The sequence below is a fragment of the Marininema halotolerans genome (assembly GCF_900116235.1).
Taxonomy (GTDB): domain Bacteria; phylum Bacillota; class Bacilli; order Thermoactinomycetales; family DSM-45169; genus Marininema; species Marininema halotolerans.
Window position 1 is genome coordinate 1 of record NZ_FPAA01000017.1, and the last position, 25,181, is coordinate 25,181.

The 25,181-nt window shown below is 43.8% G+C and carries 28 protein-coding genes and 1 tRNA gene; 21 read left to right on the forward strand and 8 right to left on the reverse strand.

Annotated features, from left to right (window positions below):
* On the forward strand, positions 1–375 hold a 375-nt coding region (locus tag CHX35_RS16050; protein ID WP_140413639.1), incomplete at its 5' end, for an RNA-guided endonuclease TnpB family protein.
* Between the two features lie 102 nt (positions 376–477).
* On the opposite strand, the gene typA is transcribed toward CHX35_RS16050, so the two are convergent.
* Complete coding sequence (gene typA / locus CHX35_RS16055) at positions 478–2,307, reverse strand: translational GTPase TypA (RefSeq protein WP_091839548.1); 1,830 nt, start codon at positions 2,305–2,307, stop codon at positions 478–480.
* Positions 2,308–2,689: 382 nt separating this feature from the next.
* Between typA and lplA the strand changes: the two genes are divergently transcribed.
* Positions 2,690–3,682, forward strand: coding sequence for a lipoate--protein ligase (lplA, locus tag CHX35_RS16060; RefSeq protein ID WP_091839438.1), 993 nt, complete (start codon positions 2,690–2,692; stop codon positions 3,680–3,682).
* Positions 3,683–3,892: 210 nt separating this feature from the next.
* Positions 3,893–4,420 (forward strand): cysteine hydrolase family protein, encoded by a 528-nt coding sequence (locus tag CHX35_RS16065; RefSeq protein ID WP_091839442.1) that lies wholly within the window; start codon positions 3,893–3,895, stop codon positions 4,418–4,420.
* An 85-nt stretch (positions 4,421–4,505) separates the two neighbouring features.
* Here CHX35_RS16065 and CHX35_RS16070 read toward each other — a convergent pair whose 3' ends face one another.
* The 3 genes from CHX35_RS16070 to CHX35_RS16080 form a co-directional block, all read right to left on the reverse strand.
* Positions 4,506–4,943 (reverse strand): peptidylprolyl isomerase, encoded by a 438-nt coding sequence (locus CHX35_RS16070; RefSeq protein ID WP_091839445.1) that lies wholly within the window; start codon positions 4,941–4,943, stop codon positions 4,506–4,508.
* Between the two features lie 135 nt (positions 4,944–5,078).
* Positions 5,079–5,627, reverse strand: coding sequence for a GNAT family N-acetyltransferase (locus tag CHX35_RS16075; protein ID WP_091839448.1), 549 nt, complete (start codon positions 5,625–5,627; stop codon positions 5,079–5,081).
* Positions 5,628–5,966: 339 nt separating this feature from the next.
* The gene (locus CHX35_RS16080) at positions 5,967–6,560 is read right to left on the reverse strand and encodes an ANTAR domain-containing response regulator (protein WP_091839450.1); all 594 of its coding nucleotides are present in this window, start codon (positions 6,558–6,560) and stop codon (positions 5,967–5,969) included.
* A 304-nt stretch (positions 6,561–6,864) separates the two neighbouring features.
* Between CHX35_RS16080 and CHX35_RS16085 the strand changes: the two genes are divergently transcribed.
* The gene (locus tag CHX35_RS16085) at positions 6,865–7,626 is read left to right on the forward strand and encodes a sirohydrochlorin chelatase (protein WP_176392145.1); all 762 of its coding nucleotides are present in this window, start codon (positions 6,865–6,867) and stop codon (positions 7,624–7,626) included.
* 34 nt (positions 7,627–7,660) lie between these two features.
* Here CHX35_RS16085 and CHX35_RS16090 read toward each other — a convergent pair whose 3' ends face one another.
* Positions 7,661–8,116, reverse strand: coding sequence for a protease complex subunit PrcB family protein (locus CHX35_RS16090; protein WP_176392146.1), 456 nt, complete (start codon positions 8,114–8,116; stop codon positions 7,661–7,663).
* A 729-nt stretch (positions 8,117–8,845) separates the two neighbouring features.
* Here CHX35_RS16090 and CHX35_RS16100 point away from each other — a divergent pair.
* From CHX35_RS16100 to CHX35_RS16160, 13 genes are all read left to right on the forward strand, one after another.
* A complete protein-coding gene (locus CHX35_RS16100) occupies positions 8,846–9,436 on the forward strand; it encodes a TetR/AcrR family transcriptional regulator (RefSeq protein ID WP_091839463.1) in 591 nt (196 codons plus the stop codon).
* Positions 9,433–10,377 (forward strand): 1,2-phenylacetyl-CoA epoxidase subunit PaaA, encoded by a 945-nt coding sequence (paaA, locus tag CHX35_RS16105; RefSeq protein ID WP_091839466.1) that lies wholly within the window; start codon positions 9,433–9,435, stop codon positions 10,375–10,377. The genes CHX35_RS16100 and paaA overlap by 4 nt, the downstream gene beginning before the upstream one ends.
* A 14-nt stretch (positions 10,378–10,391) precedes the next feature.
* The gene (locus CHX35_RS16110) at positions 10,392–10,775 is read left to right on the forward strand and encodes a phenylacetic acid degradation protein (protein ID WP_091839468.1); all 384 of its coding nucleotides are present in this window, start codon (positions 10,392–10,394) and stop codon (positions 10,773–10,775) included.
* An 18-nt stretch (positions 10,776–10,793) separates the two neighbouring features.
* Entirely contained in the window at positions 10,794–11,588 is a 795-nt protein-coding gene (gene paaC, locus CHX35_RS16115; protein WP_091839471.1) for a 1,2-phenylacetyl-CoA epoxidase subunit PaaC, read from the forward strand.
* A 13-nt stretch (positions 11,589–11,601) separates the two neighbouring features.
* The gene (gene paaD / locus CHX35_RS16120) at positions 11,602–12,078 is read left to right on the forward strand and encodes a 1,2-phenylacetyl-CoA epoxidase subunit PaaD (RefSeq protein WP_342743143.1); all 477 of its coding nucleotides are present in this window, start codon (positions 11,602–11,604) and stop codon (positions 12,076–12,078) included.
* A gap of 26 nt (positions 12,079–12,104) precedes the next feature.
* Positions 12,105–13,436 (forward strand): phenylacetate--CoA ligase family protein, encoded by a 1,332-nt coding sequence (locus tag CHX35_RS16125; RefSeq protein ID WP_091839474.1) that lies wholly within the window; start codon positions 12,105–12,107, stop codon positions 13,434–13,436.
* Between the two features lie 64 nt (positions 13,437–13,500).
* Positions 13,501–13,812: an EthD family reductase gene (locus CHX35_RS16130; RefSeq protein WP_091839476.1), complete on the forward strand. Its 312-nt coding sequence runs from the start codon at positions 13,501–13,503 to the stop codon at positions 13,810–13,812.
* Positions 13,813–13,814: 2 nt separating this feature from the next.
* On the forward strand, positions 13,815–14,672 hold the full coding sequence (locus CHX35_RS16135; RefSeq protein ID WP_245838895.1) for a 3-hydroxyacyl-CoA dehydrogenase family protein: 858 nt from the start codon (positions 13,815–13,817) through the stop codon (positions 14,670–14,672).
* The gene (locus tag CHX35_RS16140; protein WP_091839478.1) at positions 14,662–15,417 is read left to right on the forward strand and encodes a 3-hydroxyacyl-CoA dehydrogenase family protein; all 756 of its coding nucleotides are present in this window, start codon (positions 14,662–14,664) and stop codon (positions 15,415–15,417) included. The genes CHX35_RS16135 and CHX35_RS16140 overlap by 11 nt, the downstream gene beginning before the upstream one ends.
* Entirely contained in the window at positions 15,410–16,618 is a 1,209-nt protein-coding gene (locus CHX35_RS16145) for a thiolase family protein (protein ID WP_091839481.1), read from the forward strand. The genes CHX35_RS16140 and CHX35_RS16145 overlap by 8 nt, the downstream gene beginning before the upstream one ends.
* A gap of 12 nt (positions 16,619–16,630) precedes the next feature.
* Complete coding sequence (locus CHX35_RS16150; protein ID WP_091839484.1) at positions 16,631–17,023, forward strand: thioesterase family protein; 393 nt, start codon at positions 16,631–16,633, stop codon at positions 17,021–17,023.
* A gap of 115 nt (positions 17,024–17,138) precedes the next feature.
* A complete protein-coding gene (locus CHX35_RS16155) occupies positions 17,139–17,981 on the forward strand; it encodes a BsuPI-related putative proteinase inhibitor (RefSeq protein WP_091839487.1) in 843 nt (280 codons plus the stop codon).
* A 79-nt stretch (positions 17,982–18,060) separates the two neighbouring features.
* Complete coding sequence (locus CHX35_RS16160) at positions 18,061–19,044, forward strand: ABC transporter substrate-binding protein (RefSeq protein ID WP_091839490.1); 984 nt, start codon at positions 18,061–18,063, stop codon at positions 19,042–19,044.
* Between the two features lie 178 nt (positions 19,045–19,222).
* On the opposite strand, the gene CHX35_RS16165 is transcribed toward CHX35_RS16160, so the two are convergent.
* The gene (locus CHX35_RS16165; RefSeq protein ID WP_091839493.1) at positions 19,223–19,546 is read right to left on the reverse strand and encodes a hypothetical protein; all 324 of its coding nucleotides are present in this window, start codon (positions 19,544–19,546) and stop codon (positions 19,223–19,225) included.
* 106 nt (positions 19,547–19,652) lie between these two features.
* On the opposite strand from CHX35_RS16165, the gene CHX35_RS16170 reads away from it, so the two are divergent.
* Positions 19,653–19,994, forward strand: coding sequence for a hypothetical protein (locus tag CHX35_RS16170; RefSeq protein WP_140413640.1), 342 nt, complete (start codon positions 19,653–19,655; stop codon positions 19,992–19,994).
* 512 nt (positions 19,995–20,506) lie between these two features.
* On the opposite strand, the gene CHX35_RS16175 is transcribed toward CHX35_RS16170, so the two are convergent.
* A complete protein-coding gene (locus CHX35_RS16175) occupies positions 20,507–21,832 on the reverse strand; it encodes a tetratricopeptide repeat protein (protein ID WP_091839500.1) in 1,326 nt (441 codons plus the stop codon).
* Between the two features lie 612 nt (positions 21,833–22,444).
* Between CHX35_RS16175 and CHX35_RS16180 the strand changes: the two genes are divergently transcribed.
* Both CHX35_RS16180 and CHX35_RS16185 read left to right on the forward strand, forming a co-directional pair.
* A complete protein-coding gene (locus CHX35_RS16180) occupies positions 22,445–23,089 on the forward strand; it encodes a TetR/AcrR family transcriptional regulator (RefSeq protein WP_091839502.1) in 645 nt (214 codons plus the stop codon).
* Between the two features lie 331 nt (positions 23,090–23,420).
* Positions 23,421–24,209, forward strand: coding sequence for an SDR family NAD(P)-dependent oxidoreductase (locus CHX35_RS16185; RefSeq protein ID WP_091839504.1), 789 nt, complete (start codon positions 23,421–23,423; stop codon positions 24,207–24,209).
* Between the two features lie 246 nt (positions 24,210–24,455).
* On the opposite strand, the gene CHX35_RS16190 is transcribed toward CHX35_RS16185, so the two are convergent.
* Positions 24,456–24,800, reverse strand: coding sequence for a hypothetical protein (locus CHX35_RS16190; protein WP_091839506.1), 345 nt, complete (start codon positions 24,798–24,800; stop codon positions 24,456–24,458).
* A gap of 251 nt (positions 24,801–25,051) precedes the next feature.
* On the opposite strand from CHX35_RS16190, the gene CHX35_RS16195 reads away from it, so the two are divergent.
* Positions 25,052–25,136 (forward strand) — tRNA-Leu (locus CHX35_RS16195).
* The last annotated feature ends 45 nt before the right edge of the window (positions 25,137–25,181 follow it).

The window sequence follows — 25,181 nt, forward strand, 5'->3', positions numbered from 1 at the left end:
GACTTTCTCCATAAACTGTCTTCGAAGCTGATTCGTGAAAACCAAACGATCTGCATCGAAGATCTTGGTGTCAAGAACATGGTAAAGAATCACAAGTTAGCCAAATCGATCACGGATGCATCCTGGTCGGAGTTTGTTGCCATGCTCACCTACAAGGCAGCATGGCATGGACGAAACGTGGTGAAGGTGGGGAAACAGTTCCCTTCCAGTCAGCTATGCTCTTCCTGTGGCTACCGCAATAAGGACGTAAAAAACCTCAACCTACGAGAATGGACATGTCCTACGTGCCACTCCTATCATGATCGAGACATCAATGCATCGAAGAACATTTTGCAAGAAGGACTTCGATTACTTGCCGTTGGGACGACGGTTTAAGCTTGGATTTGATCCTGTCAGTCGATGGGAGCTTCCAAGAATCCCCCACCTCTTAGCGTTAGCGTAGGTGGGGGAGGTTCAATGTTTCCTGTGGTTACCGATCTATTGCTTGATCTTGCCACCGTATTTTTGATACTTACGTCGTTCATTTTTTGGCAAGATCCGTTTGCGGATTCGGAATCCCTTGGGCGTGACCTCAAGTAATTCATCATCGGATAAATATTCTAAGGCATCATCCAAGGATAGGTTTCGAGGGGGCTCTAACCGTAGTGCGTCATCAGAACCTGAAGCACGGAAGTTGGTTAACTGTTTCTTTTTACAGACGTTTACATCCAGGTCACCTTCCCGGATATGTTGACCAACTACCATACCTTCATAGACATCCGTATTGGATGGAATGAATAGCGTTCCTCGTTCTTGGGCGGCATGGAGACCATAGCTGGATGCGGTACCGGGTTCCCAAGCGACAAGTGAACCGTGATCCCGTGTTTGAATTTCACCAGCATGGGGTTGGAACCCAGCGAACAGGGTATTAATTAACCCTTCTCCTCGCGTAGCCGTCATAAATTGTTGACGGAAACCGATTAATCCACGAGTGGGAACGAGATAGGTGTAGTGAATACTCCCATCATCTCGTATTTCCATATCGGTCATTTGTCCTTTGCGTTGTCCAAGCAGTTCAACGACAGCGCCTTGGTATTCAGCAGATACCTCAACTTCGACGGATTCAATCGGTTCATGCCATGTATCATCGATTTTCTTCAAAATCACTTCGGGTTTGGATACTTCAAATTCATACCCTTCCCGACGCATATTTTCGATCAAAATACCGAGGTGGAGTTCACCACGACCAGCAACAAGGAAGGTATCAGGGGATTCTGTCTCATCTACTTTGAGGGCTACATCCCGTTCGGATTCAATAAAGAGACGCTCCCGCAGTTTACGTGAAGTGACAAAATCACCTTCCCGGCCTGCAAAGGGACTGGTATTCACCCCAAAGGTAATTCGTAGCGTCGGCTCTTCCACCTTGATTGGCGGAAGTGGACGGGGGTCTTCTGGATCCGTAATGGTATCACCAATTCCGACATTACCAAGACCGGTCAAGGCGATAATATCCCCTGCAGTGGCTTGCTCAACTTCTACCCGGCCAAGTCCTTGGTGGGTGAAAACTTGAGCCACTTTTAACGGTTTCTGACTTCCATCAGCGAGGATATGAAGGACATTTTGGTTCTTTTGGATCGTACCGCTATTGAGACGTCCGATCACAATCTTTCCTTTATAGTCATCATACCCCATCAAGGTAGCTTGCATCTGAGTGGGACCCTCAGGTTCAACCTTAGGTGAAGGAATCGTGTTTAACACTTCTTCAAACAAAGATTCCATATTATCCTGCATCTCCGCAGGATCGAGACCCGATTGCCCTGTAAGGGCATTTGTGTAGATCACAGGGAATTCGGCTTGCTCTTCATTGGCACCAAGGTCAACGAAGAGATCAAAGGTTGTATCAACGACATAGTCGGGACGAGCGTTTGGGCGGTCAATTTTATTGACTACGACGATGGCTTTGTGTCCCCGTTCTAAGGCTTGTCGTAATACGAATTTAGTTTGTGGCATGGGACCTTCCACTGAATCGACCAATAGAAGAACGCCATCCACCATGTTCATGACCCGTTCCACTTCACCACCAAAGTCAGCATGACCTGGTGTATCAATGATGTTCATTTTGACGCCTTTATAGGTGATGGAAGTGTTCTTGGATAGGATCGTGATCCCACGTTCCCTCTCTAAGTCATTGGAGTCCATCACACGATCAGCGACTTGCTGATTTTCACGGAAAATATGAGCTTGTTTTAACATCGCATCCACGAGGGTTGTTTTTCCGTGGTCTACGTGGGCGATGATCGCAATGTTGCGGATATCTTGAGGATTCATTTGACCGGGCGCCAATCGCGCCCCTGGCCTCCTTCACGCTGTAAATGTTCATAAAAAAGCAACCGGCTTCTTATTGGCCGGGTAAGCAACGGTTCGCCGAAAAGATGCTTCCAAAAGGAAATTATACCACAGTGGGATGGGGAAAACCAGATTGAGTCAGGGTGGGTTCATGGGGTCGCGTGAGTAAGGAATACTTACATGGTTCCCGAATCATCGCAATTAAATTAGAAGAGGGGGGTATTATAAATGATAATGCCTCCTTGTTAATAATGTGGTTGGTGAATGCATGCTAAACGAACAGTGCAAGAGTCATGGTTTGCTTCGTCTTTGTCACTTGTCTACAATAGAAAGACATGGCATGCGATGAGGAGTGGACAAGACCTTGCTATTCATTGATAATCAAAAAAATTATGATCCCAGAGTGAACCTGGCGATTGAGGAATATATTCTAAAGCACCTTGATATTGATGAGGATTACCTTTTGTTTTATATCAATGATCCCTCCATTATCATTGGAAGGAATCAAAATACGGTGGAGGAAATCCATGTGGATTACTGCCGTGAAAACGGGATCCATGTAGTGCGCCGCCTTTCTGGCGGTGGGGCAGTGTATCATGACCGTGGAAATTTGAATTTTAGCTTTATCACAAAGGATGATGGGGAGAGTTTTCTTAATTTCCGTAAGTTTACCGAGCCGGTAGTCAAAGCGCTACGTCGTTTAGGTGTGGAAGCGGAATTGACAGGGCGCAATGATTTGCAAGTGGGGGAGAAGAAGATTTCGGGAAATGCTCAGTTCTCTACCAAAGGTCGGATGTTTAGTCATGGGACCTTGATGTTTGATGTTGATTTAGATGCGGTTGCCAATGCACTCAAGGTAAAACAGGAGAAATTTCAATCAAAGAGTACAAAATCGGTGCGGAGTCGTGTTGCGAATATCCGTGATTATTTGGATACAGCAATCACCATCGAGCAATTTCGTGAGACACTGCTTCGTTATATCTTTGAGGAGGTTGAGGAGATTCCTCAATATCACTTAACAACGGATGATTGGAATGCCATCGAACAAATTTCACAAGAACGATACCGTAATTGGGAATGGAATGTTGGGCGATCTCCTAAATTTAACGTTGAACATTCTCGTCGCTTTGAAGGGGTTGGAAGCGTTGATGTTCGCCTTTTTGTAGAAAAAGGAGTCATTCGTCAATGTGCGATATTTGGAGACTTTTTTGGGATGCGAGAGGTTCAAGAAGTTGAGGCGTTGCTAGTCGGTCGACGTTATGACCAGGAGGATTTGAAAAAAACCCTTGCCGAAGTCGACATTGAAGCGCATTTTGGGAAGTTAACGAAAGAGCAGTTTTTGGACCTGTTATATTAATTTCGTTGAAAGGCTCTCTCCAATATCGGAGGGAGTTTTTTGATGGGGCAAAAAACCATTTTATTGAAAAAATAGATAATGAAAAATACATAGTGGAAATAATAGGGTGATATTAGGGCCTCATTAAAGGAGGATGATTGGGTGATGAAGAATTAGTGCGTAGGCATTCATAGTCGGAAAAATTGTGGCTGGAGAAGAGGGGGATAACGAATGCATGAAAGAAATGCATTGGTATTAATCGATATCCAAAGGGAATATGTGACGGAAGGAAGGCCTTTTCATATTCGATCCATTGGCCCATCCCTAGAAAATGCGAAGAAATTACTAGAGAATGCTCGTACAGAGGGGTGGGCGATTGCTCATGTTCGACATTTGCAAGAAGGGAAAATATTCAATGATAATTCTGAATTTAGTGATTTTGTTTCTGGTTTTGAACCTCGAATTGGTGAGCGGGAGATTGTAAAGAACCAATTCTCGTGTTTTTCATCCCCAGAGTTTTCTCAGATGATGGAGCGGCTACAGGAGTACCGCATTCATGTAATCGGATATGGCTCGACGATGTGTTGTCTCTCGACGATTGTGGAGGGATACCATCGTGGATTTCAAATGGTTTTTGTTCATGATGCTTCTAACGCAAAGAAGATGGATCGATTTGGGGAAGAGTCTCATCATGCCCACGTGACGGAGATCCTATCGACCTTCGCAGAGGTGTTACCCACAAAACGTATCGCTGGATAAGGGTAAAAGAGGGATGGATAGTCTTAACACAAAAAGATGAGTCATCTGACTCATCTTTTTGTGTGTAACTTATTCGATGTGTGACTTAATCTTCCCAAACGCGTACGTGAGTCATACGGTCACCTGCGTTCATACTACGTGCAGATTCCAGCCCATTCGTTACTTTACCAAAAACGGTATGTACCCCGTTGAGGTGAGGCTGTGACTCATGGACAATAAAGAATTGACTGGAGCCGGTATCTTTACCCGCATGGGCCATTGATAAGGAGCCTGGCTCGTGTTTGTGCGAGTTGTTTTCGGTTTCGCACTTAATGGTATATCCTGCTCCACCTGTGCCGTTTCCGATAGGGCAACCGCCTTGGCTAACAAAGCCCGGAATTACACGATGGAAAGAGAGCCCGTTATAAAAGCCTTCGTTGGCTAGTTTTTTAAAGTTTTCTACGGTTTGAGGTGCCGCTTCTGGATAAAATTCCAGTTCAAGCACATCTCCGTTTCCTAATTCAATACTACCTTTGGTGGCCATGAGACTACCTCCTTTGAAATCGATTCCTTGTTATCTTACCACATTAGGTACTGCATAGGGAAAGCAGATCATTTCAAGGTGAAAACTCGAAGAACCTCGCGGAAAGAAAGTCCGTGAGGTTCCTCGGGCGAGAAGTTAATGAATAGCTGGTTCTTTAAGCTCTAATACTTCTTCGGGATCTGCTTGGATTCTCCCATAATGAAGCATGGACCGGAAGTTGTGCACTTCATCACAGGCAGTAGCCATTTTATCCATTACTTCCTCCTGTGTGAGTGGGGTTGAACTCCAAAAGTAAATATCTAACTTCAGAGCACTTCCATCCTCAGTTTCTCGATTATACTGAATGAGATCCGCCAATTCAAAACCATTCTTTTTATAAAAGCGAATACGTTTTTCTGTATCCGGAACCGATGGATCTGGAGGTTCTACTTCAAGAATAATGGCTTTATTTTTCTCTTTTAGCATGTTCAGGACTTTGGTTCCTACCCCTTTACCGCGAGTTTTTCCACTCACAAGAAGGTAATCAACAAAGATAAAGGTGTCAAATTCACTATAGAGGAGTAAATAATCCTCAGTTTCAGCTTTGTGATACGTGTCTTGATTGGTTAGCAGGTCACGAAGATGTGCATATTTCTTTAACTCTTCTTCTGGAAAGTAATCCTTGAGACGATTATAAAATTCCACGGAATGTCCTCCCGATTTTGTTTTTCCCCCGATGTGTTTTTGTGTGGGAAGGATGAAAACATTATTAATGGTATCATATGCATGGAGATTTACGGAAAAAAGGCAGGGAATCCTTGCTATTTAACAGGATATTAGGGCTTGACAACATATCATTCAGGGTACTCTGATGGTATCATGTGCATCCTGAGTCCGTCATATCCCGTGTCAACCTTGAAAAATTTAGACAAGGGCATCTTATCCCCCATACAAAATAACCCAGTAGATCGATCTACTAGGTTATGTACCCGTTTCATCACAAAGTAAGCGCCTAATTTTGGTAGGCTTGGAATCCATCAAGGACTAGCGGATAGGTTCTGCTTCCTTTGGATCTTCTAACATCTTGTGAAATTGGATGAGGGATACAGCGACTTCTGGGAGCCGTCGTCGTTCATCCATTGCCCGCTTTCGCAAAAAACGATAAGCTTCTTGCTCTGAGATGTTCCGAGCTTCTTGGAGGATGGACTTTGCTTGTTCAACCCATCTTCTTTCCTCTAATTGATGGGTTAATTTTTCGATCTCTTGTTGCAAGTTCTTTCGCAAATGATAGCTATTCATGGCGTTTAAACAGGTTATTTGGATCGATGTGGAGGACATCTCTGGAAAGAGGAGTCCATCATAGGCGTGATGATTCTTTGAAAAGACTTCCCTCATAGGCCCTTCCTCATAGCGGAGAAGAGGAAAATGGGAAAGGGATCGTAATTCCTTGGTGGTAAGGGAAGTTGCAATGGAAGTGGGTAAAATTAAGGCGTGAGCGTGTGGTGGGATCCTCATGCAATGATCCAACGAAGATGATTCCACGTGATATTGATCGGCGGGCAGTAACTCTTTATATAGGTTGGTTAAATGATGATCACATGGATGGTCGTTATTAACGATGAGCAGGGTAAGCGCCATGAAGAATCCCCCCTGGTACCATTTCTAATGAATTCCATCTTATAACAAGATGCTCGATTTGTAAAGATAGTTGACATGAGCAAAAGAGAAACGATTACCTTGATGCATTGTGTAATAAAATCTAACATCGTTTAATGGGAAGAAGGTGGTTTCGGCGGGACAGAGAGGACTGTAATGGAGAATCGGGCTCATTTTTGTCGTTGAAAACGAAGGGTTGGTTTATTAATGAAGGTGGTATCCATCTTGGTCTTATCAATGGAAAATGGTAAAGTGGGAACAATGTTTCTACAATGAGGTGATTGCGATGCATCCTTCAAAACCAATTGGTATCTTGGTAATTGCCCATGGATCGCGTAATGAACAATGGAATCGCCTTGTCGATGAAGCGATTAACCAAGTACAGGTAGATTATCCAATCGTGGTTGGTTTTTTGGAGTTAGTACCAGGTCGATTGATCCCAGATGGGGTAAAGGCGTTGGAAGAACAGGGTGTGAAACAGATTTTAGCCATTCCGTTGTTTGTAAGCTCAGGGAGTACGCACTTAGAAGAAATATGGTATTCATTGGGTGTGATTCAACATCCACGTCTACCCACTCATTTGTCACGTATCCGCCCCCAAGCAGAAGTAATTCCTTGTCAGGGGATGGATGCCCATCACCGTATTATTGAGATTATCGAAGAGCGAGTCACTGACTTGTCGACGATCCCAGAAGAAGAATCCCTTTTATTGATCGCTCACGGTAGTGAAAAAAGTGGATTTCAAGAACGATGGGAACAAGGTTTGGCTGAACTGGCTGCAGCGATGGTGGAACGTTTTGGATTTCCCCGTATTGACTTTGCGATGCTGCGTACAAAGGACGTGAAGCCGAAGGCAGAAGCGCTTGCAAAGAGAGGTCGACTACTTGCTCTTCCTATCTTTTTAAGTTGCGGATATTTTACAGAGGTTGTGGTTCCTAAAGAACTAGAAGGGATTCCTCATTACTATCGAGGCGAAGCTTTTCTTCCTCATTCATCGATTGCTCGCTGGATTGAAGAAATGATCGATGACAAAATCAATGAAATGTAGGCAAAAAAAAACCGCCACAATGGCGGGTTTTCGTTTAGTGGGCGGATAGCCAATAAACGTCAAGGTCTTTTTCTCCATCGACGGAGATCACAGAAATGGGATTGGTGATCATCGGGCTTACCATTTGACCGCTAGCTGGAGTGGTTTCATGCGTAGTGAGAAAGACCTTAGAACCCCATTGTGTAAAATACTCGACAGCAAATTGATAACCAGAGGAAGGACGCGTACCGAGAGAGAGAATGATGTAAGTTCGACCATCGGATTTTAAGGTAATGAGTCCTTTTTCTTGCTTTGTTTGAAGAAGGTTGACCTGCTCCTTGACGTTGTTAGGCAAGTTTTTGAGGGTTTCACTTTGGAAAGAGGAAGCTTTAGCAACTGGGGAGTGGGATTGCGTTTGTGATTTTTCGGTAGCGGCAAAAGCGCTTGTGTTGAATCCCAATGCAACGACCGTAGCAGCTAAAACGGTTAACCCTACACGTAACGTTTTCATTATCATCGCCTCCAAAAATTGTTTTCGGTGGTAATTGTAACCGCTTCTTATCCTTGAGTCTATACAATTGGAATAAGATGTAAAATTAAAATCACTTTGAAAAGTGAGTTAAATTGGATGTATTATCCAGTCGGTTCGATTTCTATGAAAAGAGCAGAAAAACCAACCATTTCCGATTCATTATTAGAAAAATTCGTCAGTTCAAATGAGGATCAATCCATAAAAAAAAGCCCGAAAAGGGCGGGTGTTGAAATGGGGGGTGGTTAGCAAAATCAAACAACCAATTAAGTAGTGGTGAGCCGTGTTTGATGCGACTTTATGGAAACGCTTTCATTTTTGATAGACGATTGTGCAGACGCAGATGGAGTGTGCCATTGGGCTTCGGCTTCCAGGGCAACTTGTTGACGGTGTTCGGCAAGAACTGCACGCCCCAATACGAAGGCCATGAATGTAAAGAAGAACAGATAGAGGACAACTCCAAATAGAATGAGTGAGCCAGGCATCTATAACACCCTTTCCGCGAAATTAGTGAACAACTGATGATCAATCGGTGAACATTCCGTGACATTATGGTGATGTCTCTACCTTAACAGATCGGATAGGGGGTTGACAATCCTTTTTTTACTCAATCAATAATTATTCAGATCATTGACAACCTTGCGTATTTTTCTATATGCTAAAAACAAGCAAGCGCTTGTTTTTTTGATGGTGCTGAAAAGGAGATATGTGATGCCGAAGGTGGCTCGGAAAGAGAAAATATTGGAGAAGGCGAGTGGGCTTTTTCGTAATAAAGGATATCATGGGACAACAATTCGTGATATTTCTGAAGCGAGTGGGATCTTATCAGGCAGTCTCTATGCTCATATTCGTTCAAAAGAAGATTTATTATTTGAAATTACCGATCGAGGGGCTGAACATTTTTTACAATCGGTTCGTCCCATTATCGAGGGTGAGGGGGATGCCATCACGAAATTACGAAAAGCCATGGTAGCCCATGTGCAAGTCATTACCGATCATCTCGAAGCGGCAACGGTTTTTTTTCATGAATGGAAATCCTTGACTGATGAACGAAGACACATGATTCAAACCAAACGGGATGAATACGAGGGGCTCTGGGCGCAACTCTTGGTCGAGGGAATGAACGAGGGTTGCTTTCGTAAAGTGGATGAGAAGTTTGCCCGTCTATTAATTTTATCGGCGATGAATGGCCTCTATCAATGGTATCAGCCCGATGGGGAACAGACGCCGATTGAGGTAGCGGAGCGGTATGCGTCAATTCTATTAGCAGGTTTGGCTCATCGAGAGGGGAGTGCCTTGTGAATCGAGAGGAGAAAGAAACGCGATTTATTGAGCGGATAAAGGCAGGCATGAAGATTGAAGCGACGGATTGGATGCCGGATACCTATCGGAAACTGCTGCTTAAGTTAATTCACATGCACGGGATTAGTGAGATTATGGGGGCTTTACCCGAGAAGGAGTGGGTGCCCAAAGCGCCTACGTTGAAGCGCAAACTTGCCATTATGGCGAAGGTGCAAGATGAAATGGGTCATGGTCAACTCCTGCTAAGGGTGGCAGAGGATTTAGCAGAACCCTTTGGACGTACACGGGAGGATCTTGTAGCCGATGTCATTCATGGACGCGTAAAATTTCATAATGTTTTTCATATGGAAGCTCCTACATGGGCGGATGCTGGAGTAATTGGTTGGCTAGTCGATGGTGCCGCCATTATCAATCAAGCAGCACTCCTTCATACCTCCTATGGTCCTTACGCACGGGTTCTTAAACGGATTTGTGCGGAGGAGAGCTTTCACATGCAACACGGCGAAAGCATTATTTTGGCGTTGGCGGGGGGAACGGATGCACAGCGGAAAATGTTGCAAGATTCGCTAAATCGTTGGTGGGAATCGCTTCTGTTCTTTTTTGGACCGATGGAAGTTACAGAATCTGCACAACAAATGATTGATTATGGTATTCGTACGAAGACCAATGAAGAATTACGACAGCAGTTCTTCTCCAAATATGTACCGCGTATTCGTTCCTTAGGACTGACCATACCTGATCCTAACCTTTCATACAATGAAACAACGAAACGCTGGAGTTGGACATTACCTGATTGGGAAAAATTCAGGAAAATCGTACGGGATAATCAAGGACCTAAATCCCAAGAACGGTTAAATTTAAGGCGTTTTGCTCATGAGGAGCAAGCGTGGGTTCGGGAGGCAATGATCCGTTCACGCCTGAAGGGTTCGGTGGTTGTGTGAAAGGGGGAGAGGGGATGAGTGAAGGTAACGTACAAGAAGGGTTTGGCGTATTTGAAGTGTTTGTCCAAAAGACGCAAGCGGACTTTCACACCCATGTGGGAAGTGTTGTTGCACCTTCCCCAGACGTGGCGTTAATGAATGCTCGTGAAAATTTTCTGCGCCGCGATCTGGGTGTGAATCTTTGGGTGGTTCCCCGTCAGTGTGTGACAGCAACTCCCTATGATTCTGAAGGGGATTGGTTTGCACGTGAATTTGACCGAAAATATCGTGAAGCTGGGGGATATCCAGAGAACGGACGCTTATGGAAGATGTATAAGGAAAAAGTGTTGCAATTAGAGGAGATTGTTGAAGATTTACATGGTAAAGGTGACAAAAATAATGAAAGCGCTTCCAGTTGATGAAGTGGGGGTTATGGAATGAATCAATTATCAAGGGGTATGGATATTTCCGATCCAATCTACCAAAAAGCGCTGAAGGATTTACTCTTTCAACTTGCTGATGATGAATTGTGTATCGGTCATCGAGATTCGGAATGGTTGGGGCTCGCCCCGGATATTGAAGAAGATGTTGCTTTTAGCTCGATTGCTCAGGATGAAGTAGGACATGCGACCTTCTATTATGAACGGTTAGCAGAAATCGGTGAACAAGATTCTGATACATTGGCATTTGGACGGGGTTCCCATGAGAGAAGAAATGCGTGCTTAACCGAGAGAGAAAATGGCGACTGGGCGTATTCCATTGTTCGTCATTTTTTCTATGATACCTTTGATGCGCTCCGTTTGGAGGCATTAGCTAAGTCATCGTATCCTCCTTTGGCAGAGGGAGTTGCTAAAATTCAGCGTGAAGAGCGATATCATTTACTTCATATGCACCTTTGGTTTGTGCGCTTGTGTTTAGCGGGAGGAGAAGCACGTAAGCGAATGGAAACGGCAATCTGGAAAGTATGGCCGGATATTAGTGGTTTATTTTCTTGGGGCGCTTGGGAAGAAGAGCTCCTTCAACGGCAGGTGATTCATACTTCCTCTCTTGTGTTGCAACAGCAATGGGAAGAAAGGATTCGTCCTGTATTTGCTGAGGCGGGCATAGAATGGATTGAGGCAATGCCTGAGCCAGTGAAGAAGGGTCGTTTAGGTGATCATTTTCCAGAATTGAACCATCTCCTGGGGGAGCTTTCCTCTGTGTACGCCCTGGATCCAGCCGCTCGATGGTAAGGAGAGGATAACGGTGGCCATTTCTGATCCTGAATTGATGAAAGCTCTTCAGGAGGTAAAAGATCCTGAAATTCCAACGATTAGTATTGTGGAGTTAGGGATTGTGACCGTGGCGGAGAGAAGAGAGAAGTTGGCATATGTAGAGTTGACGCCAACGTTTGTAGGTTGTCCTGCTTTGGATATGATTCGTTCAGAAGTAGAGAATCGACTTTCCAAGGTCGATGGTGTGGAGAAGGTATCCGTTCAGTATGTCATGAGCCCACCGTGGACGAGTGATCGTATCACGTCAGAGGGTAGAAAAAAGTTAATTGAATTTGGAATTGCTCCACCCATCAGTCAGTCGGAGGAGCAATGGATACAGGCACCTCCTTGTCCCTATTGTGGCGGAGAAGAAGGAGATGTTCACAACCTGTTTGGTCCGACGGCTTGTCGAGCCATTTTTTATTGCCGTCGCTGTAAAGAGCCCTTTGAGGGCATGAAACCGGTTTAAGTAAAAAGATAGAGGAGGGTACTTTCTTGTATCAACGGGAGCTAGAGACGTTGTCGCGGAGTGAGATTCTCAGCCTACAAGAACAAAGGTTGCGCGAAACCGTAGAGCGAGTTTGGCAACGAGTTCCCTTTTATCGAGAGAAGCTAGAATCGATGGGTGTATACCCGTCATCGATTCAAAGGTGGGAGGATGTTTATCGTCTTCCCTTTACTTCTAAAAAAGACCTGCGGGATCAATATCCCTTTGGTTTATTTGCTGTGGATCGCCAAGAAATCCTTCGATTACATGCTTCTTCTGGGACGAGGGGAAAGCCGACGGTAGTCGGTTATACAAAGGGAGACATTGAACGATGGGCTGAAATCTGCGCCCGTTCGATTATGACGGCAGGAGGTCGACCGGGGGATGTTTTTCACAATGCATACGGATATGGGTTATTTACCGGTGGATTAGGTATGCACTACGGTGCGGAAGGATTAGGTGCCATCACAGTCCCTGTATCGGGAGGCAACCGCTCACGACAAATCACGCTCATTAAGGATTTTGCACCGAGGGGCATTGCGGGAACGCCCTCCTTCATACTCAGTTTGGGGGAAGCGATGATGGCGGAGGGTGTGAACCCTTTGGATTCATCGCTTCAATATGGGATCTTTGGTGCCGAACCTTGGTCCGAAGAGATGCGACAAACTCTGGAAGGTGTTTGGGGGATCGATGCCCTTGATATTTATGGGTTATCCGAGGTGATCGGTCCAGGTGTCTCCATGGAGTGCCGCGAAGGAAAAAATGGCCTTCATATTGCGGAGGATCATTTCTTGCCTGAGGTAATTGATCCCCATACAGGAGAACCTTTGTCAGAAGGTCAGGAAGGTGAACTGGTATTTACCTCATTAACGAAAGAAGCCTTCCCTCTCCTTCGCTATCGAACGGGGGATATTGCTAGTTTGACACGAGAGGCATGTTGTTGTGGACGCACACATGCTCGCATGTCAAGGATTAAAGGTCGGATCGATGATATGTTGATTATTCGTGGGGTCAACGTATTTCCCTCTGAGATGGAACCAGTTGTTCTTGGTATGGAAGAATTGACTCCTCACTACCGGTTGATTGTCAGTAGGGAAGGTACACTCGATACCCTTACCTTAGAAGTGGAGGTGAATTCAGCGTATTTTGCTGCTAAAGAATGTGATACGACGGGGAGGGATGATGACGGTTTACATCTACGCAGGAAGTTGAGTCAGCGTTTAAAGGAAAGTTTGGGTGTGACGACAAACGTAAGGTTGATGGAACCATCGGCGCTTCCGCGTAGTGAAGGAAAGGCCGTTCGTGTCATCGATCAACGAAACCTTTTTCAACCGGGTTAATTAGTGAGATTTGCGGGTAGTGAAAGAATGATCCTTCATTTTTGAAAAAAAGGAGAGATTCACCATGGTCAAATTAGTGGCATTGTACAAGCATCCTGAGGCACATGAAGAATTTGATAAACATTATGAAGAAGTGCACACTCCCTTGGTAGAAAAAATGCCTGGGCTAAAAAAACTGGAAGTGACACGAATGCAAGGGACGCCAATGGGAGGCGATGCGAAATTTTACATGGAAGCGGCGATGTATTTCGAAGATCGAGCCGCTTTGGATGCTGCGATGAGCTCCCCTGAAGGTCGCGCTTCTGCAAAGGATCTCATGGGATTTGCAGGACCACTGGTTACCATGATGATTGGTGAAGTGGCCCGGGAGAATTAAACGTGAACACAGCTGAAACCTACGCGATTCTTGGGGCAGGAACAATGGGGGGCGGCATCGCCCAATTTCTCGCTTCAGCGGGATGCGATATCCTTTTATATGATCTCGATGAAAAAGCGCTTGCGAAGGGACTTGAATCGATTCGCACTCGCCTTTTACGTCAAGAAAAGAAGGGTACGATCCGTAGCGAAGAAAGGAAGGCGATTATCGATCGTATTCATCCAGTGACAGACCTTACTCGTTTATCCGTGGTGACAGGAGTCATTGAAGCAGTCCTAGAGCGTATCGATGTTAAACAAGAGTTGTTTAAAGCCGTGGAGCCGATTGTTGGTGATCAGACATGGCTTGCTACGAATACCTCTTCGCTCTCTGTTACGGAAATAGCAGGTGCCCTTCGTCTTCCACAACGTATGTTGGGTCTACACTTTTTTAATCCTGCACCGATTATGCCGTTAGTAGAAGTTGTGCAGGGTGAGCGGACGAATCCAAAGGTCTTATCAAAGGTTGCTGAATGGATTCAATGTCTGGGAAAAGAGGCTGTGACGGTTAAAGATCGCCCTGGTTTTTTGGTAAACCGTGTGGCACGTCCTTTTCATAATGAAGCGTACCGGCTTGTAGGAGATGGCGTGGCTGAAAAAAGCCAAGTGGATCGCATTTTACGCGAAGCGGGTTTTCCGATGGGGCCCTTTGAGTTACAGGATCTGATTGGAATCGATATTAATTATGCAGCTTCGATGGCTGTCTATGAAGGTTTTTCCCATGACCCTCGGTTTCGCCCACATCCTTCCCAGCGTCAATTGGTGACAAGTGGTGCACTGGGTCGAAAGTCAGGGAGGGGGCATTATTCCTATGACGAATGAAGTCTTGCTAATCGGGAAAGCTCCCTTAGACAAGGAAGTCCGTCAGTTTTTTCGGAACAAACGGATCAATGTTCGGGCATTGAATGATGTGCCGCCCCATGAAAGTGCAAGAGTTGTTGCTGTGATCGATGTAACAACGGGACCCCTGGAAGCGAAAATAATGGATTTACAGATGGCTGAACGTTTAGTTGCGGCACAAGTGCCCATATTTTCCTCTACCCTCGCATTTTGTGCCACACGATTAGCGTCGCATCTTGAGCATCCAGAACGGCTTTGCGGTTTTTCTCCGTTGCAATTACAGGATTCAAAAATAGTTGAGATCAGTCAACCTTTACAAGCGGAAGATCATGCTGCATGGCAGAGAGGCATTCGTTTATGGGAGTTTTGGGGAAAAGAAGTCGAAATGATCGGCGATGAACCGGGGTTAGTTTTCCCACGAACAATGGCGCTAATGGTCAATGAGGCGGCTTGGTTGCTAACTGAAGGAGGAGCAGCAGGGCCTGACATTGATAAGGCCATGAAAACAGGTACCCGTCACCCCTTTGGTCCATTGGAGTGGGCGGATCGCATCGGTGTAGATCAAGTCCTATGGATCCTACAAGGATTGTTTGATGAATTGGGTGAGGATCGTTATCGTCCAGCCCCGTTGATTCGACGGATGGTATATGCAGGACGATTGGGACAAAGTGTCGGTCGTGGATTTTATCAATATGAGCCGGTGGAAGTAGGGAATGAGAATGCGTGAAGCGGTGATCCTCGATGCAGTTCGGACACCCATCGGTCGTTATAGAGGCGTGTTAGCGGGAGTTCGACCGGATGACTTAGCCGCTGGCGTCATTCGAGCGTTATTGAAGCGAAATTCTCGTGTAGATCCCGACCGCATTGAAGATGTGGTATTGGGGTGCGTGAATCAAGCTGGCGAGGATAATCGAAATGTAGCCCGTATGGCAGGTTTATTGGCGGGGCTTCCTGTCGAAGTGGCAGGAGTTACTGTCAATCGACTTTGTGCTTCTGGACTAGAAGCCATTCATCAAGCGACAGCTTCCCTTTTAATGGGGAATGGTGATTTTTTCATCGCGGGTGGCGTGGAAAGCATGTCGCGTGCGCCCCTTGTCATGATGAAACCCGAGGGAGGCCTTTCTCGAGGGGATCATACTTTAGTCGATTCGACCCTCGGGTGGCGTTTTATCAATCCTCGATTGGCGGCGATTCATTATCCATACAGCATGGGCGAGACTGCAGAGAATGTTGCTGAGAAATATGGTGTTTCAAGGGAAGAGCAGGATTCCTTTGCGTTAATGAGTCAACATCGAGCAGGGAGTGCTTGGAAAGAGAAGCGGTTTGTAGAAGAGATCGTTCCTGTTTCGTACGTCCCGAAAAAAGGGGCACCCGTACTTATTCAGAAAGACGAACATCTACGACCGGATACCACACTTGAAAAACTCTCTTCTTTGACGCCGTCCTTTCGAAAGGAGGGGACAGTCACTGCTGGGAATGCTTCCGGAATAAATGATGGAGCAGCTGCATTATTAATCGGTGAGCGAAAGCAAGCAGAAGCTGCTGGAATGGAACCGATGGCACGGATTCATGCGGTGGCAGTATCCGGCTGTGACCCTGCCTATATGGGAATCGGTCCAGTACTTGCTGTTCGTAAATTATTAGCTCGCACGGGATTGTCCATTCGAGATATTGATCTAGTGGAGCTCAATGAAGCTTTTGCAGCACAGGCAATTGCTTGTATGAAGGAGCTGGATTTTGAACCTGAAAAGGTCAATGTCAATGGTGGGGCGATCGCATTCGGGCACCCACTAGGCGCAAGCGGTGCCCGAATCATGACCACATTACTTTATGAACTGCAACGACAAAAGCGGCGTTGGGGATTAGCAACCATGTGTGTAGGCGTTGGTCAGGGGATGGCAGTGTTGGTGGAGAATCTGCGTAGATAGGGGAGGAGTCCGATGAAACCAGGGCTTCAACCAGGCATCGAAGAGCAGATGGTAGTCACTGTTGCTGGGGAGATGACTGCCTCCTTCGGGGGAGTGGAAATCCATCCGGTTTTGTCTACCGTCACCATGGTTTATTACATGGAATGGGTAAGTCGAAAAATCATTCTTCCCTATCTAGAGAATGGGGAGGAGGGAGTGGGTGGGGCCATTACACTTGAACATATGGCTCCCGCTCCTGTTGGAAAGGTCGTTACCTTTACCTCAACGGTCGTCGAAGTTACTTCCAATCGAGTCATCTGTGAGGTAAAGGCGGAGCACGATAAATCGCTAGTTGGAGAAGGTACTTTCCATCAAGTCATTCTGCCTGTAGAAAAACTGTATCAACGCATTCAAGAGATGAAGTGAAAAATAGCTACGAGTGATACTCGTAGCTATTTTTTTATGTCCCTCTTACTATCGGTGGGGTATTGGTCATATTGGCCGAACTTCATGGAATTCAATGGAGTAAGGGGGGATACTCATGAAAGAGCGTCGGTGGATTGTATGGTCAGGGGGAGTGCTGATCATCGCTCTCGTATGGATAAGTGGAGGATGTTTCAATAAAAAGGAAGCACCCACCCATCGATCTCCTTCTATCCAATTGGATATGGGGTTACAGATGGAAGAGAAGAAAGGGGTGGCACAGTTTCACTGGGGCATTGTTAACCGAGGGAAGGACGAGGCGAAGTTGACCTTTGCTTCCGGTCAACAAACAGAATTAACTGTGACAGATCCAAAGGGAAGGGTGATCTATCGCTGGCCGAAATCGTCTTTTTCGAAGGGGTCGACCCGTGTACGCTTAGAACCAGAGGATCAATTAAATTGGTCCGCAACCTGGGACCCTTCCTTGCATAATGAGCCGGTCATGGAAGGGACTTATCATGTGACAGCGGATGTGTTAATCACTACAATCAATGGAGCGGTTGTAAACGAAGGATATTTGCGTAAACAAACGACTTGGACGGTAACGAATCGACCGCGTAAACCACGGATCCCTTCAATTACATTGCCTGGGGAACAAGAGAATGTGTCTTTTCGCAGGATTCAGGTCACAGGACAAGCGGGTTTGTATCATGTGCAAGGGGAAACACGTGTTTTTGAAGGGGTTTTTCATTACGCTGTAAGTGACGGCCATCGTTATTTAACAGAAGGTGTACTTCAGGTAGGGGGAGCACCTCTGTGGAGCCCCTTCGATTTCGAAATATCAATTCCACATTCTCAACTCCCAACCAATGGGACGCTGACGTTGGAGCTATTTGCTGAAAGTCCAAAGGATGGCTCTCGGTTGGATCCTTTATCAATTCCTATCGAAGATTTTCGGTAGAACCGTTGACACAGTTCCCTATGAACGCTATGATAACGATGATATTGAAAATCATTATCAGTGATAGGGAGAGGACATCATGTTTAAGAAACCAGCTCAGAAGAGGCTACGCCTGTTGATAAGTGGTATTTTATCAGCAGCATTGCTTATTACAGCCGGTTGCGGTGCGCAATCGAGTGAGGATAAAGCGTCGAATAATAAAGGGCAAACGACCGTTGTCAAACATGCAATGGGTGAAACAAAGGTGGCAGGTAAACCGAAACGCGTCGTGGTTCTAACCAATGAAGGCTTAGAGGCTTTACTTTCTGTTGGGGTGAAACCAGTCGGTGCAGTGCGAGCGTTTTCAGGTGGCGGGACATGGTATCCTCATTTGAAAGCGGAGATGAAAGGGGTTAAAGATGTTGGACTGGAAACCCAGCCCAATCTCGAAGCGATTGCTGCTTTAAAACCGGATTTAATTATTGGGAATAAGGTGCGTCAAGAAAAAGTATATAACCACTTATCAGCAATTGCCCCCACGGTGTTTGCGGAACAATTGAGTGGAGATTGGCAAAACAATTTAAAATTGTATACCACTGCTGTGGGTAAAAAAGAAGCAGGAGAAAAGGTGATTGCTGATTTTGATAAGCGTGTTAACCACATTCAAGATCAATTGAAGGAACAAGGAAAACAAGACACCAAGGTTTCTGTCGTTCGTTTCCTGCCAGGTCAAACTCGTATTTACTATAAAGATTCCTTCCCAGGTGTGATTCTAGATCAGGTGGGTTTAAAGCGCCCAAAAAGCCAAGATAAAAACGAATTTGCCCAGGAAGTTACCAAAGAACGAATTCCGGATATGGATGGAGATGCTCTCTTCTACTTTACCTATCAAGAGACGGGTGGAAGTAATGAAGGAAGCGAAGTTGAAAAAGAGTGGACCCATGATGCCTTGTGGAAAAAGCTTCAAGCGGTAAAGAGTGACCATGCTTATAAAGTGGATGACATCATTTGGACCACAGCTGGTGGTGTGAAAGCGGCCAATTTGCTTTTGGATGACATTGAAAAATACTTAATTAAAAAGTGAATAAAAAGAGGTTGGGAACATTCCCAACCTCTTTTTATTTGCGTATTTGTATTTTCTACCCTAAATCCTTGAGTGGATCGGTTGGACAAGTCGTATCGTTGGGTGATTGCAAAGAGAACCGGCTTCCTCAAAAAGCGGATCAACCTGCATGAATTTTTGACGCTGATTGTCAATGGATTTACTGCTCAAGAATGTTCATGGATTCAATTTGTTCCTTGGTCTCAGGGGTCCCGAGACGGTGGATATGTTCATACATGGTGACTAAACTGGAATCATACTGTTCGTTTTCCGGATTCTGTTTATCCTGAATAAACGGAGTATGGGCGTTCCAGAAACTTGCGATATCACTCCTTGCAAGTTGTTCGAGAAAATAACTTAGCTCACGGGCTTCTTCTGGAGTGGCTTCAATTTCAAATACATATTGATCCGAACTTTTTTCTTGCAAGAGGGCACCCGCCTTTTCACCAGAATGGATCGCTACATAATAGGGTCGCTTACTCAAGAATCTTCCTCCTTTTTTCAGGGGATCCAGGAGCGTTTTGTTCAATAATGTCTGTATTATAGTGCCCGACGAGTCGTTTTCTATTCGTAAAGAAAGAGCGATCAAGATGGATAAGAAGATTCTTCTCAAGGAAAAATCGCAAAAAAAAACCGTCAAAATGACGGTTCATCAGGATCCTCTTGGTTGTGCAATATCGTCATTCGTTTCGTTTGCTGCCGTTGGATCAGTAATCATGCTCGGTGTGGAGAGGACGCCTAGGGTAAATCCAATAGATAGAAGGAGTGCTAAAACTTTAGTCATCTTTAAAAATCTCACTTTCATCACCTCGTTAAAGCATTCTGTGCTTTATATATATTCAGTAGAAAATTATCGAATTCCTCCTGATCGTTCTCTTTGTAATGTGGAAATGCTGGGTGATATAAATGCTACTCTGCTAGCCGATACATAACGAATTGTGTGATGGTCAAGCCTCTTTTATAATGGAAAAGTTTCTTTTTAATTAGATGCACTATTTTTTTAATTTTAACTATAAACCAAAAAGTATTAATGGTTTGGAATGAGGGCAGTATTTTTTTTTGAGTACAGAGAAATTCATTATTTTATGGGAATATACAGGAAAGAGGGGAGGGGAATCGAATTGATTATGTGGGTATTCCTATTTTTTTATGATTTAAAATAAATAAATATTACATATTTATGTTTTATGACTATTATAGTGTAAATAACGATTATAAATTTATTTTTAATGGATGTACTATGGAGAATAACATGGTCAAGGTCAAGGAATACTTTCAAGCCAAAAGAAAAAGCCGTCAGGTCGACGGCTGAATTTTTGATTAGGTTCCCTTAGGAAAAGTTTTTTCAATGTTAGTTTTGTTAATATTTGAATGCTCAGTCACTGTGTTAGAATGGGAAAGGAATCCCATAGTTAACCCAATTGCCAATAGAAGAGTAACAACTTTATTCATCTTCAAGAATCCCATTTTCCTCACCTCGTATTGCAATTTGTGTTTTATATATATTCAGTAGAGATTTCTCGAATTCCTGCTGATTATTTTCCTGGTGACACTGAGAAAGTCTCAAATGTAACTGGTGCTCGGCGCGCTTATAGTTGAATTTTTGAGCAATCTCCAAGGCTCGTTGGTAATATGGGATCGCATTTTGTTTTGACTCTATACTTTTACAGTAGTCACCCATCAAACGTAACGCATAGGTTAGCCTAGGGGCGTTATTGTATTCTTCTGCCTTAGAAATGGCCTGTTGAAATAATCCCTTCGCTTCTTCATTTCTACCTTGTTGGACAAAAAGTATCCCAAGACCTGTGTACACGTATGTTAAATAGTTTCCATCGGTTATATACTTTTGTAATGCTAATCCAGTGTTAAAACAATGTTCAGCTTGTTTCCACTGTTGTTTAGTAGTATACGCATGACCTAACTCGATGAGTAGTAGGAAAATATTTTTAAAATCTCTGTTTATTTTAGCCAATTCTAAACCCTGGGTGGCAAATTTGATGGACTCATCCACCAATCCGGTTTTTCTAAGAATCTCCGCTCGTAATTTGTAAAAGGTAATAACGGTATCCATGTCCTTCATATCGTCCATGCCATCCCATATATCTTGCACAACTTTGAGGGCTTCGACATTTCTTCCAAGCCGCATAAGGAAGATGGCTTGATTTCTGATCAGTGTATGTTTATAAAACTCTTGACCGGGTCCTTCAACATAAGCGTCTAATCCACTACGAGCAATCTCCAATGCTTTCTCAATTTCATTTTGATGATATAAACATAAACTTAAATCGAGAAAGGCGCCAGCTTCAATATTATCTTTATTTTGATTTTGATTACTTAAACTAATCGCTTGTGCCAAGTACCTTTCCGCACGGTTCCATTTTTTTAACGTAAGAAAAGCTTTTCCTTTCAGGTGTTGAACCCGTGCTGCACTGTGGTGATTGTCTTCAATCTGAAGTTCATCCAGCATCGTCAGTGCATCTTCAGGTCTTCCTAGATCAATCATGATATCTATTGTTTGAAAGATGAAATGCATTTCTTTTGCTTCTTTTTCCTGCTTCATGAGGATGCCAGGAACTTCGTCTAAGTTTATTTTCAGCTTATTAAGTAGGTAGTGGATTTTTGATAAATTAACATGGGAGATCCCCCTCTCAATATTACTTATGGTTGCTGGGGAGATATTCTCATCAGCTAAGTCTTCAAGACGAAGGCTTTTCGATTTTCTGACCCTTCGTATAACTTCACCAATGTCTTTCATATTTGAAGAATCCATTATAACACTCCTTACTTAACGGACTTACCGCCTATAATTCTACACGATAATAACTGTTTATGGGAATACTGTATTTTTATTAATTCGATTAGGATTGTCTTATTTAAAGAGGAATCAAATTGGTGTGAATCTTCTTTCTTTGAGGTTGAGAGAAGTGTCCACATAACCAGCTAACTCCAGTTTTTTCTCATCTAGAAGTAGATTAGTAAAATGACACATTTCCTGAAATCAAGGATATGTGTTATTTTTATCTAATAAAGTTGAGTATACTCCCACCTACAAGGTAGCTTGATGTACGAAACGTGGTGAAAGTGGGGAAACGGTTCCCTTCTTGAGCTGTGTTCTTCTTGCGGTTATTATAACAGGGAAGTAAAGAACCTCAACTGCGAGCGTGGACACGTCCTATGTGTCACACTCTCCATGACCGAGATATCAAACCAACATCCAAGAGGATCTTGCAAGAAGGACTCTAATTACTTGCCGTTGGGAAAACGGTCTAAGCTAGGGATATATCCTGTCAGTCGATGGGAATTTCCAAGAATCCCGATCTCTTCGCGTTAGAGTAGGTGGAGAGATTCAATAAAAGAGTCATGTCGTCGAGGAGTGTTAGAAATGGAGTTTTCGCGAGCTCGAACAAACGAGCAGAAACAACAAAGAATAGAAGATGTGGCAAAAGCTACAGCTTATTTATACGATACATTGCCTTATGAAGAGATTACGTTTGCTGCTATTGCAAAGGAGACTGGCTTTGCTAGATCCAATCTCTATATATATTTTTCTAGTAAAGAAGAAATTTTACTCCATATCTTAATCTGTGACATGCAATCATGGTATGAACAAATAGAATCATCTTTTCATGTGAGAAGGTCTTATACAATCGAAGAGACCATGGAGGTATGGACAGATGCTCTGGTTCAGAATGAACGACATCTTAGCTTACTTTCGATTTTGTTTACTGTACTAGAGAAAAATGTAACGGTTGAAGCACTTACTAAATTCAAAGAAGATCTGTTGGAGATTCAACTAAAGTGTTATCAGTTGTTACAAGGGCTTTTTCCATCTGCTCCTGACGATGAACTTCAACAATTTTTGCTGAGTTCGTTTGCATTGGCGCAAGGGTTATATCCCATGACGCGTTTGACTAAAGTTCAAATGAAAGCAATTGAAAATTGTGCATTGGGTTATGTTCCGCCTAATTTCCGCGATTCTTATTTAAAAGCGAGCATTCAATTGTTACAAGGCATCTTAGAGAAATGATGACATTTCATATCTGATGAGAAAATAGAGAGACCCATTGGGTCTCTCTATTTTCTCATCAATGTGTAAGGACCATTAAAAACGCATTGTTCATGCACTAAAATATTAAACGAAAATACGGACTGATCAAAAAATTTAATTCATTGACAAACGACACAGCGTCGTTTATTATTAATCGTAGCGATAGTCCGTCGCTAACTTGCAGCACTGATATGAAATTATAAATATATAAAAATAATTTAATATGTAATGAACATAACCAGTTTGAAACTGGATATGCATTATTTATTTTACTAGATGATAACAATGATCAAAAAGGAGTAGAGAAATCATGCAAAGTAATAAAACAGCCCTCATTACAGGAGCGTCAAGTGGTATTGGATATGAATTGGCACATATTCATGCAGCAAAAGGTGGTAATCTGGTGATTGTCGCGAGGCGACAAGAAGAGCTAATCTCACTCAAAGAAGAATTAGAAAGAAAATATAAGATTGATGTAATGGTTATTGCGAAAGATCTAAGCTTGCCTCATGCACCTTCAGAAGTATATGAGGAAGTGAAGCGGGCGGGTGTGCAAGTAGACTATCTGATCAACAACGCAGGCTTTGGTGGACAAGGTAAATTTCACGAGCGTCCTTGGGAGCAAGATTTATCCATGATTCATTTGAATGTTATCGCATTATCAGCGTTGACTCGATTGTTCTTACCCGATTTCGTAAAGCGTAATGAGGGGAAAATCCTCAATGTTTCTTCTACAGCAAGTCTGATGCCGGGTCCATTGCAAGCTACCTACTTTGCTACAAAGGCTTTTGTAACGTCACTTAGCAATGCTATCGCTGAAGAGTTAGCTGAAACACAGATTACAGTAACAACACTCTTACCAGGTGCTACAGACACTGGGTTTAAAAGCACTGCGAATCTAGATAACACTGCATTATTTGATAAATCGGCAAGCGCTAAAAAAGTGGCTGAGGATGGATATAATGGAATGTTAGAAGGTAAAATGAATGTGATATCCGGACTGACTACTTTGCAGAAAATCCTATTTCCTATGTTGAATTTTGTTCCGAAAAAAATGCAACTGAGAGCGGTTCGCCAAATGCAAGAAGTAAGAAAGTAATCAATGGATTGGTTGCATAAATTAAAGTAGTAGTAGTCATAGGTCAACATAGAGCAGACACAACCGTCGCTAACAAAGGACGGCTTTTTTAAGTGAAAATAGATTCCGAAGAATGTAGGATCATTGGAAAAGTAAACGAGAAAAATCATTATGTATGAGAAAACGCCACTCTCGCGTTAATATTAGTGGAGTCACTTCTGCGAATAAGGAGAACTCTTAACTGAAAACTCAAGTTTTCAAGATGCTTTATACATCTTCTAAGAAGTTTAATAAGTCATCCCCATTTGTCCGTCTGATCACCTTGCCGTCAACGATGATGGATGTATAATTATCATCGTAGTCATAAGCGATTCCATTCAGTTCATTGATAGTTTTAGGAGTGGGGATCTCTCTCCATCCCCCCGCTACCTTACCCAGTTGGATTGCTTCCTCGTAATAATCGTTGTAGACCTCCTCAAAGGTATGAAACTCTGTGATGATGGTGTCCTCTTTTTCTCCCTCTATTTTTTGAAACTCCTGTGGCCTAAGATACATTTCTTCTACGCGCCAATCTCCCCCACTTCCTACTAGCTTAACGCTTATCTTGTCCATGGATAGACCTCCTAGATGATGATAGCCAACAGCATCCATCATACATTGAAAGGGAAAGATATCGCCATACACTGTAGAGGTGGGATGCGGCTAACGAAAAAAATAAAATAAAACTATTGACCCCTAGTGTCGAATCATGATATATTATTTTTTGTCAGATGCGCAGGATCTTAGGCAAGAGCGACTAACAATCCTGGAAATATCACGTATACCTAGGGGAAACGAAACCCGTATTTTTACTTACTCAACGAGCCAAAGTGGCGGAACTGGCAGACGCGCACGACTCAAAATCGTGTTCCTTCGGGAGTGTGGGTTCGAGTCCCACCTTTGGTACCACAGAAAAGCAGTCATCCATTGGATGACTGCTTTTCGTATTGCGTG